14 protein-coding genes and 1 pseudogene are annotated in these 17320 nt (G+C 65.3%); 5 read left to right on the forward strand and 10 right to left on the reverse strand.

Annotation, left to right across the window (positions count from 1 at the left end; all coding sequences use genetic code 11):
• The first annotated feature begins 141 nt into the window (after window positions 1-141).
• The 5 genes from ASG57_RS02830 to ASG57_RS02850 all read left to right on the forward strand — a co-directional run bounded on the left by ASG57_RS02830 (window position 142) and on the right by ASG57_RS02850 (window position 2819).
• Entirely contained in the window at window positions 142-876 is a 735-nt protein-coding gene (locus ASG57_RS02830; protein WP_162250032.1) for an outer membrane protein, read from the forward strand.
• The gene (locus tag ASG57_RS02835; RefSeq protein ID WP_283806168.1) at window positions 758-1573 is read left to right on the forward strand and encodes an RNA polymerase sigma factor; all 816 of its coding nucleotides are present in this window, start codon (window positions 758-760) and stop codon (window positions 1571-1573) included. The genes ASG57_RS02830 and ASG57_RS02835 overlap by 119 nt, the downstream gene beginning before the upstream one ends.
• Window positions 1570-1998, forward strand: a complete 429-nt coding sequence (locus ASG57_RS02840) for a hypothetical protein (protein WP_057195642.1) — start codon at window positions 1570-1572, stop codon at window positions 1996-1998. The genes ASG57_RS02835 and ASG57_RS02840 overlap by 4 nt, the downstream gene beginning before the upstream one ends.
• A complete protein-coding gene (locus ASG57_RS02845) occupies window positions 1995-2438 on the forward strand; it encodes a periplasmic heavy metal sensor (RefSeq protein WP_057195643.1) in 444 nt (147 codons plus the stop codon). Before ASG57_RS02840 ends, ASG57_RS02845 begins: the two co-directional genes overlap by 4 nt.
• 78 nt (window positions 2439-2516) lie before the next feature.
• On the forward strand, window positions 2517-2819 hold the full coding sequence (locus tag ASG57_RS02850; protein ID WP_057195644.1) for a hypothetical protein: 303 nt from the start codon (window positions 2517-2519) through the stop codon (window positions 2817-2819).
• Between the two features lie 6 nt (window positions 2820-2825).
• Here the strand turns inward: ASG57_RS02850 and murA are convergent, their stop codons facing one another.
• The 10 genes and pseudogenes from murA to rpsT form a co-directional block, all read right to left on the reverse strand.
• Window positions 2826-4118 (reverse strand): UDP-N-acetylglucosamine 1-carboxyvinyltransferase, encoded by a 1293-nt coding sequence (gene murA, locus ASG57_RS02855; RefSeq protein WP_057195645.1) that lies wholly within the window; start codon window positions 4116-4118, stop codon window positions 2826-2828.
• 246 nt (window positions 4119-4364) lie between these two features.
• The gene (gene yidI / locus ASG57_RS02860; protein WP_057195646.1) at window positions 4365-4832 is read right to left on the reverse strand and encodes an inner membrane protein YidI; all 468 of its coding nucleotides are present in this window, start codon (window positions 4830-4832) and stop codon (window positions 4365-4367) included.
• A 265-nt stretch (window positions 4833-5097) separates the two neighbouring features.
• A complete protein-coding gene (gene gyrB / locus ASG57_RS02865) occupies window positions 5098-7533 on the reverse strand; it encodes a DNA topoisomerase (ATP-hydrolyzing) subunit B (RefSeq protein ID WP_024338513.1) in 2436 nt (811 codons plus the stop codon).
• Window positions 7534-7858: 325 nt separating this feature from the next.
• The gene (locus ASG57_RS02870; RefSeq protein ID WP_057195647.1) at window positions 7859-10018 is read right to left on the reverse strand and encodes a hypothetical protein; all 2160 of its coding nucleotides are present in this window, start codon (window positions 10016-10018) and stop codon (window positions 7859-7861) included.
• 159 nt (window positions 10019-10177) lie between these two features.
• Complete coding sequence (locus ASG57_RS02875; protein ID WP_057195648.1) at window positions 10178-10921, reverse strand: hypothetical protein; 744 nt, start codon at window positions 10919-10921, stop codon at window positions 10178-10180.
• 108 nt (window positions 10922-11029) lie between these two features.
• Window positions 11030-12166, reverse strand: coding sequence for a DNA replication/repair protein RecF (recF, locus tag ASG57_RS02880; protein WP_057195649.1), 1137 nt, complete (start codon window positions 12164-12166; stop codon window positions 11030-11032).
• A gap of 89 nt (window positions 12167-12255) precedes the next feature.
• A pseudogene (locus ASG57_RS02885) lies at window positions 12256-12620 on the reverse strand (endonuclease domain-containing protein).
• Window positions 12621-12847: 227 nt separating this feature from the next.
• Window positions 12848-13966, reverse strand: a complete 1119-nt coding sequence (gene dnaN, locus ASG57_RS02890; RefSeq protein WP_024338508.1) for a DNA polymerase III subunit beta — start codon at window positions 13964-13966, stop codon at window positions 12848-12850.
• 258 nt (window positions 13967-14224) lie between these two features.
• On the reverse strand, window positions 14225-15634 hold the full coding sequence (gene dnaA / locus ASG57_RS02895) for a chromosomal replication initiator protein DnaA (RefSeq protein ID WP_024338507.1): 1410 nt from the start codon (window positions 15632-15634) through the stop codon (window positions 14225-14227).
• Window positions 15635-16876: 1242 nt separating this feature from the next.
• The gene (gene rpsT, locus ASG57_RS02900) at window positions 16877-17143 is read right to left on the reverse strand and encodes a 30S ribosomal protein S20 (RefSeq protein ID WP_024338506.1); all 267 of its coding nucleotides are present in this window, start codon (window positions 17141-17143) and stop codon (window positions 16877-16879) included.
• Window positions 17144-17320 lie beyond the last annotated feature (177 nt).

A 17320-nucleotide genomic window follows, 5' to 3' on the forward strand; every position in this document is an offset into this window, starting at 1 on the left:
CTCGATCGGCGAAGTAACGGCAAAGAAGCGTGAGGGCGGGTCTTGCCAAAAAAAGTGCGTGCGCAGGCGAAGGAAAGTTCGGCTTGGACCGTATTCCTCATGTGCGCGTCCGGCGCCGGTCTCACATGGGGGAAGCCGAGCATGACAACGAGATTCAGAATGACGTTCGCCGCGCTGCTCATCGGGTCTGCCCTCACGGGCGCCGGCGCCGCTGCAGCGGCCGACCTGAGGTTGCCCGCATCGCCGCCCCCGCAAGCCCAGGCCGCATCTGCGGCCCTCTTGAGCTGGGCGGGGCCCTATCTCGGCGTGCAGGCCGGCTACCTGTCGGGCCGCACTGAGACCTCGTTTCCCGCCACCGGGGAATTTCACTTCGTCGATCCCAAGGGGGCGACCGTAGGTGCAACGGCAGGCTTCTCCGCGCAATGGGGCCGTATCGTCGCCGGTATCGAGGGCGACGTGAACTTTGTCGATGCGCGGGCGACGGTCGACACCGGCTTTGCCCCGACCCCTTCCGTCACCCAGCTTCAGTCCGCGGTCAATTGGAATAGCCATCTGCGTGGACGCGTCGGCTACGCCTTCGGCCGGACGATGCTGTTTGCCAGCGGGGGCCTCGCCGTTGCGGGGGTCGAAAGCAAAGCGTTCGACAATGCGAGCGGGGCGGTCGCCAACTGGACCGATACCCGTGTCGGCTGGTCGATCGGAGCAGGCAGTGAATTCCGCTTCGCACCGAACGCGTCCGCCCGGCTCGAATATCTCTATGACAATTACGGCTCAAGAACCCTCGGAAGCCAGACGGTTGGAGCCGTCAGTTTCACCGAACGCGCGTCCAGGCTCGATACCCATACCGTTCGAGCAGGCGTCTACTGGCGCTTTTGACCCGTTGTCGCGACTTGTTGCCGCGGATGATGCAATTGAGGCGGTGCCGCATTCCGGAGATGCGGCATATCCTCATGACCGGGACCGGCTCGTACCGCATAGCCATCATGGCCGCAGTCCAAGGCACCAGATCGAGATGATGGAAGAACCATCGGACGAGACCTTGATGTCGGAGGTTTCGGCGCAGCGGCAGCACGCGTTTCGCATCCTGATGCGGCGTCACATGCCCCGCGCGCTGCGGGTCGCGGAGCGGATCGTTCGCGATCCGGCCGAGGCCGATGACATCGGCCAGGAGGCGTTCATGCGTGTCTGGACCAACGCGGCCTCGTTCGATCCGAAGGTCGCGAAATTCACGACCTGGCTCTACCGCATCGTCCTCAACCTGACCTTCGACCGCACGCGGCGCCGAACGTTTGAGCCTCTCGAAGAGGCCGGCGAGGTACCTGACACCGGGCCGCATGCCGTCGAGCGGCTGATCGCCGACGAGGAGCTCAGCCTTCTCAACCGCGCGATGGCCGGCCTGTCGGACCGGCAGCGCGGCGCGATCGCGCTCTTCCACATGGAGGGGCTGAGCGGCGAGGAGGCGGCGAAGGCGATGAATCTCAGCGCCAAGGCGTTCGAATCGCTGCTGGGCCGCGCCCGCCTGGCGCTGAAGGCAAATGTTCGAAAAATACAGGACACGGGGAGCTACGCATGACGCCCGATCAGTTCAGGGAATTGGCCGAGACATGGGGAGGCGACGTCGAGCGCTGGCCGGCGGCAACGCGCGAGGCCGCGCGGCGATTTGCGGCGAGCGCGGAAGGCGCCGCCGTGCTGGCTGAGCAGGAGCGCCTCGACCGCCTGCTCGCTGTCGCCCCGGAGATCGAGACGACGCGGGCGGACCGTTCGAGCTTTCTTGTCCTGCAGAGGCTCGCCGCCGTCCCGCCGCAGCGTCGGCCGGCATGGCATCAGCGCCTGTTGCGCTGGCCGGCGCTCGTTCCCGCCGCAAGTCTCGCCTGCTCGGTGATGGTGGGCGTGTGGCTGGCGGGAGCGATGCCCTATGCCCACGCGCCGTCGGACGTCTTGTCCGTCATGAGCGGCGTCTTCGACGTCTACGCAATCGGCTATGGATCGGTGCCATGAAGTTCTGGCGAGAATGGTCCACTCCCTGGCGTGCGCTCATGCTGCTGTCGCTGTGCGCCAACGTCGTCCTTTTCACCTATGTCTCGGTGCAATGGCTGCTGCCCGGCGGCTTCAGGCCCGGCGCGGGCGTGCCGATCCGCATGATCGAGCGTGTCGCCGAGAGATTGCCGGCAGAAGACGCAGAGATCCTGTGGAGCATCTATCGCGGCAAGGAGGCCGAGCTGCTGCCGCTGCAGTCCGAATACCGGCTCGCGCTGATCAAGGCCATGAAGACGGCGGCACAGACGAACCTGGACAAGGCGGAACTGGAAGCGGCCGTGAAGGATGCCCGCGACAAGCGGGTGAAGATAGGCGACCTCGTCGTCGCAACCTTCGTCGAAATGCTGGAACGAATTTCACCGAAAGGACGCCGCCAACTCGTCGGCGGCTATTTTCGCTGAGCCGCGCAGAGTGAACGAGGGATTCGGTCCGTCCAGACGTATCACCTACATCGATGTCTGCGAATTGGTGGAGATGATATGGTGCAACGATTTGGCAGGACGGCAAGCGGGACGGTAGTGAGCTTCTCGCGGCGTACGGCCGTCTATGTGCGTGCGGCTCTCGCGGCCGCGAGCTTGATCGCCCTTCTCGTGCTGTTCCTCTCGCAAGCTTCCGCGGAGGACGCACGGAACGAAGCGAAGCAGGCCTGCAAGGCGGATTATTCGCGCCTCTGCGCGGGAACGATGCCCGGTGGCGGCCGCATTCGCAAATGCCTCAGCGACAATTACGGCGGCTTGTCGGCAGCCTGCAAACAGGCCCTCGATGCACGCCCGCCGAAATAGGATGGGCTAAGTCCGTGCCGGCACGCGCTTGATCTTCGCACCAAGCGCGTTCAGCCGCTCCTCGATGCGCTCATAGCCGCGCTCGATCTGGTCGGCGTTGTTGATGGTCGAGGTGCCCTCGGCGCAGACCGCCGCGAGCAGCATCGCCATGCCGGCGCGGATGTCCGGCGAGGTCATGGTCGCGCCGTGCAGGCGGCTCGGCCCGGCGATGATGGCGCGGTGCGGGTCGCACAGCACGATCCGCGCGCCCATCGCGATCAGCTTGTCGACGAAGAACATCCTGGATTCGAACATCTTCTCGAACATCAGGATCACCCCCTCGCATTGCGTGGCGGTGACGATCGCGATCGACATCAGATCGGCCGGGAAGGCCGGCCAGGGCTGGTCCTCGAGCTTCGGCACATGGCCGCCGAAATCGTCCTGAATCTTCAGCGTCTGGTTCGAGGGCACGATGAGGTCGTCGCCTTCGACGCGGCAGATGATGCCGAGCCGCTCGAAACCCATTCGGATCGAGCGCAGATGCTCGACGCCGGCGCGCGTGATGCGCAGCGGCGATCGCGTCACGGCGGCGAGTCCGATCAGCGAGCCGACCTCGATGTGATCGGGCTGAATCCTGTAGGTCGCCTCTCCCAGCGTCGCCGGCCCGTGCACGATCATGGTGTTGGTGCCGATGCCTTCGATTCTGGCGCCGAGCGCGACCAGGAAATTGGCAAGGTCCTGCACATGCGGTTCGGAGGCCGCGTTGCGCAAATAGGTGACGCCGTCGGCGGCGACCGCCGCGACCAGTGCATTCTCGGTTGCGGTGACGCTCGGCTCGTCCAGGAACACGTCGGCTCCCGCAAGCTTGGGCGCGCGGAATTCGAGCCGGTCGGTCGCGGTGACCTTTGCCCCCAGCTGCTCCAGTGCCAGCACATGCGTATCCAATCGGCGACGGCCGATGACGTCGCCGCCGGGCGGCGGCAGCATCACCTCGCCGCAGCGCGCGAGCAGGGGGCCTGCGAGCAGGATGGAGGCGCGGATGCGCACGCACAGCTCTGGGTCGAGGTCGGCCGCGCGGATGCTCTTGGCATGGATCTGCAGCGTATTGCGGGCACTCCATTCCGCCGACGCACCGACCGAGCGGACCAGCTCGACCAGCGTCTCGGTGTCGCGGATGCGCGGCACGTTCTCCAGCGTGACCGGATGCTCCGTGAGCAGCGCGGCGGCGATGATCGGCAGCGCCGAATTCTTGTTGCCGGACGGTTCGATCGAGCCCGAGAGCCGGTGACCGCCCTCGACGATGTATTGGATGGGCGCCACGTGGTTCTCGCTGTCCTGTTGCTGGGCGGCTATTCGGGCGGAAACTACAGAGAATCGAGCGCGGGAGCAATTGGAGCGGGCGGTGGTTCGTGGCCTGTTCGCGAGCCCAGGCGAGGCTACTGATCCTTTGGTGAGGAGGGCGGAACGCGCGCCGCGAACGATGCAGGCTCCCCGCGGCCATCCCTTCGAGACGCACGCTTTCGCGGTCCCCTCAGGATGAGGCCGCGAGCTTGTGGCAGGCGGCCCTCAAAACAGCCCGATGATATTCCCGATCACATAGAGGAGCGCGATCAGGATCAGCGCGCCGATCATGAAGAAGGAGATTTCGATCGCGATGGCGCCGGTGCCGAGCGCGGCGGCGACGGCGGCGAGAAGCCGTTCTTCCCGGAAGATCAGCGAGAGCACCGAAAGTAGGATGGCGAGCAGGCCGAGCGAGATCGCGGTGACCGACGCGATTTCACTCCAGCTTCGTCCAGGCGATTTGTCGGACCTGGGAGCCTGGTAATCCACGCCCTTCACCTTTGCGACGATGCGGTCCTTGATGCGGTACCCGGTGTCGACGATCACCTTGTCCGCCGGGGGCGGCGGGAACACGATCGGCACGACCCAGTGCGGCAGCACCGCCGCCATAAGCGCGAGCACGCCGACAATGCTGCCGATGATGCCGAGGCGGCGTGATGGCGCAGCGGAACTGGGCGTCGCAGAGGCGATCATGACGTGAGGCTTCCCGGCCGGAATAGGCCAACGGGTTCATGCCACTTCGTCGCGATGGCGGGTGGGGAGGTTCAGGGCGGTGCCGCATGAAGCTGGTGCGCTCCCTCCCCCGCTTGCGGGGGAGGGTGTCTCCGCAACGGGACAATCCCCTACAGGAGAAAGCCCTCACCCGCCACGCTCTGCGAGCGTGTCGACCTCTCCGGCAAGCCGAGGAGAGGTTGCAGCGAGTGCTTGGCTAGCAGATCAGACCCAAGTCCATCCGGCCTCAGATATCGATCGTCGCGCTCAGCGAGTGTTCCTGGATGAAGTCGCGGCGCGGCTCGACCACGTCGCCCATCAGCTTGGTAAAGATGTCGTCGGCCTGGTCGACCTCCTTGACCTTCACCTGCAGGAGCGAGCGCGCCTCGGTGTCCAACGTCGTCTCCCAGAGCTGCTCCGGGTTCATCTCGCCGAGGCCTTTATAGCGCTGCAACGTGATGCCCTTGCGGCCCGCGTCGGTGACGGCTTCGAACAGATCGGCCGGTCCGTAGACCATGTGCTCGACATCCTTGCGCCGCAGCTTGCCGGGGCGGGCATACACGTCCTGGAGCTTGACGGTGTACTCGTCGAGCTTGCGCGCCTCCGCGGATCCAAGGAAGGCATCGTCGATAATAGCGGCTTCCTTGACGCCGCGCACGGTACGCTCGAACTGGAAGCCCTGGCCCTCGGCATACTGTCCGACCCAGCCGCGCTCGACCTCCTCGGCCTGGTTGTCCAGCCGGCTCGCGATGTATTGCGCCGCAGCCGCAGCCTTTTCGGGGTCGCCGTAGATCGCCTTGTTCAGCACACCGGTGATGGCGGCCTGCTCGATGACCTTGCGATTGTAGCGGCTGTGCAGGTTGCGCAAGATGCTGCGGACCACGCGGGCATCGTCGACCAGCGCCCGCAGGTCGCGGCCGGTGCGATCGCCACCCGTGCCGGGAATGAAGACGCAGTCGTCGAGGCCGGCGTCGATCAGATAATCCTCCAGCGCCCGCTCGTCCTTCAGATATTGCTCGGACTTGCCGCGTGAGACCTTATAGAGCGGCGGTTGGGCGATATAGAGATAGCCGCCGTCGATGATGTCGCGCATCTGCCGGTAGAAGAAGGTGAGCAGCAGCGTGCGGATGTGGGCGCCGTCGACATCGGCGTCCGTCATCACGATGATCTTGTGATAGCGCAGCTTCTCGATCGAGAACTCGTCGCTGATGCCGGTACCCAGCGCGGTGATCAGCGTGCCGATCTGTTCCGACGACAGCATCTTGTCGGGACGGACGCGCTCGACGTTGAGGATCTTGCCGCGCAGCGGCAGCACCGCCTGGAATTCGCGATTGCGGCCCTGCTTGGCGCTGCCGCCCGCCGAGTCGCCCTCGACGATGAACAGTTCGGACTTGGCGGGATCCTTTTCCTGGCAGTCGGCGAGCTTGCCGGGCAGCGAGGAGACCGACAGCGGACTCTTGCGCGTCAGCTCGCGTGCTTTTCGCGCAGCTTCGCGGGCCGCCGCCGCCTGGATCACCTTGCCGACGATCATCTTGGCTTCGGAGGGGTGCTCCTCGAACCACGCCTGCAGCGCTTCGTTGAGGACGTTCTCGACCACGGGGCGCACTTCCGAGGACACCAGCTTGTCCTTGGTCTGCGACGAGAACTTCGGATCGGGCACCTTCACCGAGAGAACGGCCGTGAGGCCTTCGCGGCAGTCGTCGCCGGTCAGCGCGATCTTTTCCTTCTTGGCGTTGGCCTCGGCATAGCCGTTGACCTGGCGCGTCAGCGCGCCGCGGAAACCGGCCAGATGCGTGCCGCCGTCCCGCTGCGGGATGTTGTTGGTGAAGCACAGCACGTTCTCGTGGTAGCTGTCGTTCCACCACAGCGCGGCCTCGACCCCGATGCCGTTGGCTTCCGCGCGCACCATGATCGGCGCCGGCACGATCGGGCTCTTGTTGCGGTCGAGATATTTGACGAACTCCTCGACGCCGCCGGAATAGTGCATCTCCTCGCGCTTCTCGACCGCATGCCGCATGTCGGAGAGGGCGATGTGGACCCCGGAATTGAGGAAGGCGAGCTCGCGCAGCCGGTGCTCGAGCGTGGCAAAATCATACTCGATGTTCTTGAAGGTTTCCGTCGAGGCCAGGAACGTCACCTCGGTGCCGCGCTTGCCCGGGGCATCGCCGACCACCTTCAGCGGCGCCACGGAATCGCCGTGGGCGAACTCGATGTAGTGTTCCTTGTTGTCGCGCCAGATGCGAAGCATCAGCTTGCTCGACAGCGCGTTGACCACGGAGACGCCGACGCCGTGCAGGCCGCCGGAGACCTTGTAGGAGTTCTGGTCGAACTTTCCGCCGGCATGCAGCTGGGTCATGATGACCTCGGCCGCCGAGATGCCTTCGCCCTTGTGGATGTCGACGGGAATGCCGCGGCCATCGTCGCGCACGGTGACGGAATTGTCGGCGTTGAGGATGACGTCGACGCGCGTGGCATGGCCCGCGAGCGCTTCGTCGATGGCGTTGTCTACGACTTCGTAGACCATGTGGTGCAGGCCCGAGCCGTCGTCGGTGTCACCGATATACATGCCCGGGCGCTTGCGGACGGCGTCGAGACCCTTGAGCACGCGGATCGATTCCGCGCCGTATTCGCTCGCGGTGGAGGGCTCGTTTTCGGCAAGCGGCTGCCGAGCAGGTTCTGTCATGAGAGGCCTTCGAGATGTCGCCCGAATCAGCGGCGCAAAAGGCGCTGATTTGCAGGGCTGTTGTGCCACGAAAGGTGGATTGCGCCTAGCGTAAAGTATCCGCCCGCAACCCCTTGATCAGATAGGAGTTTTAGGCCGGTTTTCAAGGCTTTGGAAAGCCGTTTCTGGGCGCTGCAAAAAGCGCGATTCGACGGCTCGCCCGAGGCGTCGAAAAACGTGGATTCAGCGCGGCGGAAAGGCAGGTTCCGAAGTGCCTGGGGAGCTGCTTCGGACCCCGCTCCCTCGCCCGCCGGCGGGTGAGGGAGTGCACGTTGTTGGTCGCGGCTCAATACATCTGAAGCGGCAGCACGTCTCCGCTCGGCCCGACCATGAGGCCCCAGGCCTCGCCGGCGGCCACGGCGAGGGTCTCGGTGCGGGCCGGGTGCCCGTCCACGCGCAGGGCGTACTGGTACTTGCCTGGCGGCAGGTCGAGGATCGGCCCCTTCGGCGATTGCGGGCCGCCGGCGCCGGCCGCGATCTTCACAGTCTGCCTGTTGATCGTCAGCGACGCCTCTTTCGGTCCCATATTTCCGAACATGAGCCTGGCCTGGCCCGGCTTTGGCATCATGTCGGCCTTGGCCGCAGCATCCGCGTTCTTCTGCACCAGAGTGACCGTGGTCTCGCCCTTGGCGCGGCCAAGCTTGAGCACGGCCGGGCCTTGCGGCGAGGTGAACTCGATCTGCGCATGCTCTGCAGACGCGGCCGCGCCGTTGGTCTTTTCCTGCCAGCCCAGCTTGGACAGTTCTGCACGGTAGAAGGCAAGGACGTCGTCGAGCGGCGCCGGGACGCTGGCGGTCAGCTCGCGGCGGAGCGGCGCATCGCTGCCCGGAATCTTCGAAGTCCCAAGCGATTTCGACGAACGCTGCGTCGGTACTGGAAGTGGTGATTCGGAGTCGGGCTTGAGGGGCTCGGAGGGCTTGGCCTGCGCCTCGGCGCTGCTCGCAGCTTTGGCCGCTTCGGTCACCAGGCCCGATCCGTCGGCACGGACATTCACCTTCGGGCCCATCTGCATCACGGTCATCGAGATCGACTTGCCGCCCTTGGAGAAAGCCATCACCGCCATGTTGGGCTGGTTGATGACCGAGGGCTGCTCCTTCCAGCCCGAGCTCTTCAACGCCGAGCGATAGAAGGTGCTGAGTGCCTTCACGCTCGAAGCCGAGGAGAACTCCAGCCGGCCGTTGCCGCCCTCGAAGTTCACGCTTTCGGCGTTCTCGGGCAGCGGCACCGGCGTCTTGCTGTCGGATAGTGCATTGAGAGGCGCATCCGACAGGGAAGCGGATTGTGCCTTGCGCCTGCTCTCGTCGGCGGCGATGAGCTGCTGGGCCGCACTCAAGGCATCGCCGAGGAATCTCGCGTCGGCCTCCTTCTTGGCCCTGGCGCGGGCGGCGAGCGCTGATTCCTTCACCTGGGCGGTCACGTTGATCATGGTGAAATCATACTTGCGGCCAAGCCGTAGCATGCCGGTTTCCTCCGCCGAGGAGATCCTGACCGCGACCTCGTCGCCGGACGCGAGCGGGGCGTTGCCGTCCTCCTGCCAGCCGCGCGCCGCGAGCTCACGGCGATAGAAGGCGAGCACGGCGGGCAGCTCGGCCATCGCTGCGGCCGACATCTCGCGCTTGTTGGAGTTCGTGCTGCCAAGTCCCCTCGCAGATCTGGTCGGCTTGGGTCGCGGCAGGCCGGCCATGTCGTCATCGGCCTCGAGCACCTCGGGCAACGCAAACGGCGCCACCCGGATTTCGACATTGGTGCGACCGTCCTCGCGCCGCGTCAGTGTCAGCATCACCGGCTTCTGCTTGTAGAATTGCGTCGTGTCGCCGCCGGGATGCTCGTAGAAGACGCGCACCCCGTTCGGCACTGTCTCGCCGAGATCCGCATTCGGCCAGCGTGCCGCCGCTTCTAGCGTCAGCTTGCGCCAGCCGATTGTCGCCATCTCCCTGGTGAAGAAGGCCGCTGTCGCATCGAGCGTGCCGGGCGCGATGCAGCCGAGATAGGGCCGCGTCTCGTCGAACACGAGTTCGGTCGCACCGTCCGGAAACGGCACGTTGGAATAGATCCGGTTCGGCGTGTAGGACACGGCGGACTGATCGGGACGGCCGCGCGTCTGCGTGAAGGAGACGCGCAGCCCCTGCCGTCCCTTCTTGAAGCTCAGCGATGTGCTTTTCTCGTCCAGCGAATAGACATAGGGCACCCAGCCCTCGGCGCTCAGCAGCTTCCTGGCCGCGTCGGACGTAACGGTCACGGCGGTCGGTACGGAATAGACCACGCGATGGGGATCGGCGCGCGAAGTGTCTTCCGTTGCGCCTTCGAGCCGCGGCAGCTTATGGACGTCGACGATGCCTTCGTCGGCCCCGCGCGCGGGACCTGATGCGCCCGCCATCGCGAGAATGCCGCAGGCAAGCAGCAGCCATCTTGCCGGGACTTGCGTCCCGCGCCGGATCATCGGCATCGTCGAAACTCCTGGATGTTCGCGCGGGTCATGCCCTGCGCATTGGCGGGCTGCGGCGCCGCGGCGCGCGGCCTCAGACGAAAAGTCGCGGCGGGAACCGGAGAGGTTCAAAAGGGGCGTCCGGCCAGCGCCGGGCGTGGACAGAAGCGCGGCTCAGGCTCAATACAGCTGGAGCGGCGGCCACGGCTCGCCGTCGCGCCCGACCGTGAGCTCCCAGGTATCGCCGGCTGCGACGTCAAGCATGTTCGTGCTGGCTGGGCGGCCGGGCACGCTCACGCCGTAGGCGTATCTGCCGGGCGGCAGGTCCAGCGCGACGGCGTTGGCGCCGGCCTGGCGCGAGATGGATCGTTCGTCGATCGTGAGCACGGCTTCCTTTTCGCCGATATTGCTGAACACCAGCTTGGCCCGGCCGGGCTCGGGCAGCACGTTCGCGCGCGTCGCGACCTCCGAATTCTTCTGCACGAGCTGCACCGCCGTGCCGCCGTCCTTGCGCGCAAGCTCCAGCGCCGCCGGCCCGATCGGAGAGACGAAGGCGAGACGCGCATGATCGGTGCCGACCCATGCGACGTCCTGCTGCTCCTGCCAGCCGAGCTTTCCAAGCTCGGCACGGTAGAAGGCGAGGACGTCACCGAGCGTTGCGGGCACGCGGGCTTCGAGCCTGGTCCGGAGCGGAGCTTCGATGCCGGGTATCACCGTGGTGTGGATCCCTCGATAGCTGTAGCGGGTCGGCGCGGGCAACCTGGCATCGGGATCGCGCGTGAGCGCGGCCGAAAACAGCGGCGGCAGATTCGACACGAAGGCGCCGGCGCTGGCCGCAAGCAGGCAGCTTGCGAGGAGCGCAAGGCCGCACGCAACAAGTTGCCATCGTGCCGGAGCTTGCGCTCCACGCCCCACCGCCGCCATGCTCATGCTCCAAGGATGTCGCGCTGTCCGACATCCAGCGCGATGACCGCTGCTCGCGGCCTCAACCAGCTAGTCGCGGCCGTCAACAAGCGGGTTCAACGCAAGGGCCTATCTGCGGGCCGAGACTCGTCCGCTCTCGACGTCAAACACTTCGCCGCCCGCGCCAATCTCGGCGAAGGCGACAGGGTCCGCACCGGTCAGCCACACCTGCGCGCCGAGCTTCTTCAGCTCATCGAACAGCGCGGCACGGCGGCTCGGATCGAGATGCGCGACCACCTCGTCGAGAAGCAGCAGCGGCACGATGCCGGTCATTTCCGCCACCAACGTCGCATGCGCCAGCACGAGGCCGATCAGCAGCGCCTTCTGCTCGCCGGTGGAGGCATCGCGCGCCGGCATGCCCTTCGGCGCATAGACGACCTGGAGGTCGGTGAGATGCGGACCGTCGGTGGTGCGGCCGGCAATCGCATCGCGCGGGCGATTGTCGCGCAGGATCTGGCGGTAGCGGTCCTCGACCGAGGTCGCGGTCTCCGTCAGCAGCGCGTTCTCCATCCAGCCGTCGAGCGCGATCTGGGCAGATGGGAAGGCGGATTGTTGCGCGCGCGCGTTGAGCATGCCGGTGAGACGCGCAGCAGTCTGGCCGCGCGTTGCCGCGACCGCGACCGCAAGCTCGGCGGTCTCGCGCTCGATCGCGCCGCACCAATGGTCGTCGTAATTGCGTGTCTCGAGCAGGCGGTTGCGCGAACGCAGGGAACGCTCGAGTGCGTTGATCCGGCTGGAATGCTCGCTGTCGATCGCGAGCACCAGGCGGTCGAAGAAGCGCCGCCGTTCCGACGCAGCCCCCATGAACAGCCCGTCCATCGCGGGCGTCAGCCAGACCATGCGGATATGGTCGCCGAAGGCGCTGGCGGAACCTACCGGCTCGCGGTCGATGCGGCAGCGCCGGCTGACCGCGGTATCGGCGCGCGGGGCGTCGATGCCGGTGCCGAGCGTCGCGAGCCCCAGCGCGCCCTCGACTTGCGCGGAGACAGCCCAGGAGCCGTCGCCCTGATTGTCGGCGACGTCTTCCAGCGTCGCCCGCCGCAAGCCGCGTCCCGGCGACAGGAACGAGATCGCCTCGATGCAATTGGTCTTGCCCGCCCCGTTCGGCCCGACCAGCGCCACCATGTCAGCCGCCGTCTCGAGCCCCGCCGCCCGATAATTGCGAAAATGCGTCAGCGTCAGGCGATGAATGCGGGAGGGGGTCATCAGTTCTTTATCATGAACGCGATTCTTCCCCTCTCCCCTTGTGGGAGAGGGTGGCGCCTCACGAAGTGAGGCGACGGGTGAGGGGTATCTTACCGCGCGCCGAGCTTTGCAAGGAGATCCTCCAACACAGAAGCGGGCTGTTGCAGCACGTCATTGTTCCAGTAGCGGGCGATTGAGAAACCTTCAGCGGAAAGTGCTGCGTCTCGAACTGCGTCGCGCTGCGATCCGCGTGCTGACTGCCGTCGATCTCGATCACGAGGCGTTTCTCGAAGCAGACGAAATCGAGGATGTAGTTCTCGATCGGGACCTGTCGGCGGAATTTGTAAGCCGATAGCCGGCGATCCCTCAGCAATCGCCACATAGCCGCTTCCGCGTCCGTAGGCTCGTGCCGCATGTTCTTCGCGAACTGGCGAAGATGATTGGCAATCGGCCGATGATGCGGGTCATTCGGCATCGGGTGTTCATTCTGAAAGGTGTTGGGGCGCGGTGCCTTCACCCTCTCCCCTTGCGGGAGAGGGTGCCGACGCGAAGCGGCGGCGGGGGGGGGGGCGAGAGGACCCCTCACCCGAGTGATGTCTTGGCCGATAGCGGAGATGCCCTCTCCCGCAGGGGGAGAGGGCGCATCAACGAGCATCGCGTTCGATTCTAAAGGCAGTCTCCGCCGGGAAGGGACCACGCCCCTCACACCCGCATCGGCATCAGCACGTAGAGCGCGCTCTTGTCGTCGCGGTCTTGCACCAGGGTCGGCGAGCCGGGGTCGGCGAGCTTCAGGACGGCCACGTCGCCTTCGATCTGGGCGGCGATGTCGAGCAGGTAGCGGGAGTTGAAGCCGATATCGAGGGCGTCGGAGGCGTATTCGACCTCGAGCTCTTCGGTCGCGCTGCCTGAATCCGGGTTGGTCACCGACAGCACCAGCTTGCCGGCCGACAGCGACAGCTTCACCGCGCGGCCGCGCTCGCTGGAGATGGTCGAGACGCGATCGACCGCGTTCTCGAAATCCTTCTTGTCGACGACGAGCTCCTTGTCGTTGTTCTGCGGGATGACGCGGCCGTAATCGGGGAAGGTGCCGTCGATCAGTTTCGAGGTCAGCACGACGTTGCCGATCGTGAAGCGGATCTTGGCCTGCGACAGCTCGATCGTCATCTCTGCCTCGGTGTCCTCGATCAGGCGCTGCACCTCGCCGACGGTCTTGCGCGGCACGATCACGCCGGGCATGCCCTCGGCGCCCTTGGGCTGCACCAGGTCGAGCTGGGCGAGGCGGTGACCATCGGTCGCGACGCCGCGCAGGGTTGCGGCCTTGGGCGTGCCGGCGGCGTGCAGATAGATGCCGTTGAGGTAGTAGCGCGTCTCCTCGGTCGAGATCGCGAACTGGGTACGGTCGATCAGCCGCTTGACGTCCTTGGCGGCGAGCGAGAACGAATGCGACATGTCGCCGGCGGCCAGGTCCGGGAAATCGTTCTCTGGCAGCGTCTGCAGGGTGAAGCGCGAGCGGCCGGCACGGATCGCCAGCACCGCGCGGTCGCCGTCCGCCTCCAGCACGATCTGGGATCCGTCGGGCAGCTTGCGCACGATGTCGTAGAACATGTGCGCCGGCACGGTGGTGGAGCCGGCCGTCGCGGTTTCCGCCGGCAGCGTCTCCGTCACCTCGAGGTCGAGGTCGGTCGCCTTCAGCGACAGTTTCGCGTTCTCGGCGCGCACCAGCACGTTGCCGAGGATCGGGATCGTGTTGCGGCGCTCGACCACGCGGTGGACATGGCCCAGCGACTTCAACAGTTGCGCGCGTTCGACCGTAACCTTCATTGCACTACTCGCCCGATCCCCAAGGAAAACACAGCGTTGAGAAGGCCGGGCGGCGGGACGCGCGCCACGGCACCGAAGACCCCGACCAAGCCGGATCATCCAGCCGATATGACCAAAGCTGTCAGGGCCGCACAAGGTGGCCCGGATGGCCCACGGATTCAAGGGATGGAGGGCAGTTCCCCCACGATTTACCGCCCGGAACGAAGACCGCCGCCCGGGCAAGCCGGAGCGGCGGGAGAATGGCGGAAGCCTGGGCCTTTATTCCTGAAGCTGGCGCTTCAGCGACTCCACTTCCTCGGAGAGCGCGGTATCCTTGGAGACCAGTGCCTCGATCTTGCGCACCGCATGCAGCACGGTGGTGTGATCGCGTCCGCCGAAGCGGCGGCCGATCTCCGGCAGCGAGCGCAGTGTCAGCGTCTTGGCGAGATACATCGCCACCTGGCGCGGGCGGACCACGTTGGCGGTGCGGCGCGAGGAGAGCAGGTCGGAGCGGCTCACATTATACTGCCGCGCCACCACGCGCTGGATGTCCTCGATCTTGATCCGCTTGGGCTCCTGCGGCCGGACCAGGTCGCGGACCTCGTGCTCCGCCATTTCAAGCGTCACCGGGCGGTTGTTGAGCTTGGAATGCGCGAGCAGACGGTTGATCGCGCCTTCGAGGTCGCGGCCGTTATGGGTGATGGTGCGCGCCAGATAAAGCAGCACCTCCTCGGGCACCTCGAACGTCGCATGATGGGCGCGGGCCGCTGCGACGCGCGACTTGAGAATGCCGTGGCGCAGCTCCTCGCCGAGCGAGCCCATCTCGACCACGAGCCCGCCCGCGAGCCGCGAGCGCACGCGATCGTCGAGGCTTTCGAGATCGGACGGCGGACGGTCGGCTGCGATCACGACCTGGCGGCCGGCGTCGATCAGCGCATTCAGCGTGTGGCAGAACTCGGCCTGGGTCGACTTGCCCTGCAGGAACTGGAGATCGTCGATCACGAGCACGTCGATGCCGCGCAACGCTTCCTTGAACGCCAGCGCGGTCTGCGTCTTCAGCGCAGCGACGAAGCCGTACATGAATTTTTCGGCCGTGAGATAAAGCACCTTGCGCTCGCTGCCGGAATTGCCGGCCCAGGTCACCGCCTGGAGCAGATGCGTCTTGCCGAGGCCGACGCCGGCATGGATGTAGAGCGGGTTGAACATGACGGGATCGCCGCGGCGCCCTTCGGCGACCTGGCGGGCTGCGGCATGCGCCAGCGTGTTGGAGCGGCCGACGACGAAGCTCGCGAAGGTCAGGCGCGGATCGAGCGGCGAGCCGCCGAGCGCGTCGTGGTTGGCCGAGACCGGCGCGGTCGCGGTCGAGCGCAATTCCGGCGTCGGCGCGCGGCGTGCTTCGATCGGCGCCGGCGTTTCCTTCGGCTGCGCGGCCGGGCGCACGGCGGATCGGACCGTCAGGTCGATGCGATGCACCTCCGGCATCTCGGCCTGCCAGCACGACAGCACGCGCTCGGCATAATGGGCCTGGATCCAGCTCTTCAGGAACCGCGTCGGTACCGAGAGCCGCACGCTCTCGTCCTGCACGCCTTCCAGATCCATGCGTGCAAACCAGCTCGTGTACACGTCCTCGCCAACGCTCGAGCGCAGCCGACCCTTCACGCGTGACCAGCGATCCTGTTCCATTGTCATCGTCAGAAAACTTCTCTTGAGAGATATAGTTGCGTTGTGAGCGCCATGCAGGGTCCCTGCCACGGCCCTGAACTGGCGCGACCTCGAGCGATTCCATCGTCTGGCATGGCTCGACCGTTCGGCGCGAGCGCCGCGGGTCAAATCAGCGATGTCGGAGATGGAGGGGTCGCGAGGTCAGCGCGTACTCGGCGCTCCGTCGCACGCGGGAGGCTGGAGATCAGACGGAGCTGGAACGGCATCGTTGGAATAGGAAACGTGCTTCAATACCGCGTTGAGTCCGTAAGACATGATACCTCCCCGTCCTGCCGTGATCACTCACGACAAGGTCCTGCGTGTCCTGAAGACAACCGCGCCGTACTCCTGTCGCGGATGCCTGCCCAATGTACTAGTCGTCCGCTCGGCTTCGCCGCCTTGCGTGCCGGGGTAGCGTTGCGATGTCTCTCCTGTGCGCGCTTGGCGCGAGCGGGAAGATCCCGCTTGGAGACATTCAGACAAAGAGCTACCATTCCCATATTGCTATGGGTTTTGAACCGCCATCGCTTGTTGAAGCGTCGCCTACGTGCACACCGCCGCCGATTTGCACGCTCGCCCCGTTTCCTAAACCGCGCTGGTCTGAAGATCGTGGGCGCCGCTGACGACCTAAGGAATACACTAAGCGGAAAGACTCGCAACGAATTGATTCACTGTTGAGCCACCAAAAAAACTTGACGTCGGTTAACGCCGCGCGCGAGTTGTTCACAGGCCGCAAGGTATGTTTTTGAATCCGTGCACAGAATCGAGAAGGCCGCGCATCGTGTGACAATTCTCAGTCACCGCCGACTTTTTTTCAAAAAACCGTCACGCGCCCGACGTGCGGACGTATTTTCCAAGTGCTTGTCGCTGCTATGTTGATAAGTGATTATTGAGTCATCGGTTTTCGAGACTCGTTTTGCAGGGTAACTCCAGCGCCACACGCGTTCCGGTGAATTCACGGTGTGCAGAACTCTCGTCGGCCGCCGCTTCAATTCGAGCTCGCAGCACAGGGGTTTTGCAACGCAGTGAAGTTTCCACTGTTGCAGAATGTCGGCAGGTAGAAGTACGGAAGAAGAATAACGCAGCAAATCGCCCAAGCGAGCATCAGGCCTGGCGCGACTGCTTGCCTGCATATGACAGTCAACAAAAAAGCCCGGCGCGATGCCGGGCTATTTGACGCGCTGACCGGATCGACCGATCAGATGAGAGCCGCGAGATGATTTGGCGAAATCACTTCGCGAGCTTGGCGATCTGCGCGGTGAGGCGCGAGACTTTGCGGCTGGCGTTGTTCTTGTGAATGATGTTGCGCTGGGCGGCGCGCATCAAGGCGGGTTCGGCAGTCGCGAGTGCCTTCACGGCAGCGGCGCGATCGCCGCTCTTGATGGCTTCCTCGACGGTGCGCACGGCACCGCGCATCTGGGTGCGGCGCGACTTGTTGACGGCGGTGCGGCGGGCGATCTTGCGCGTCGCCTTCTTGGCGGAAGTGGTATTGGCCATGGTCTCAATGTCCTTTGCGGGTACCGGTCGCGTCTTGGTCGGGTAGCGCCGGCTTGCTTGACCGCGTAATCGACGCTCGGATTTAGGGTGTTCGGTTGCTGGGCCGTTCCCGGAACATGAGCGACGGCCTTGCGGCTGTCTCTGAGGCTCCAAAGAGTTTCAAGCCCAAGAGAGTCT

It is taken from the genome of Bradyrhizobium sp. Leaf396, from assembly GCF_001424605.1.
Lineage (GTDB): Bacteria > Pseudomonadota > Alphaproteobacteria > Rhizobiales > Xanthobacteraceae > Bradyrhizobium > Bradyrhizobium japonicum_C.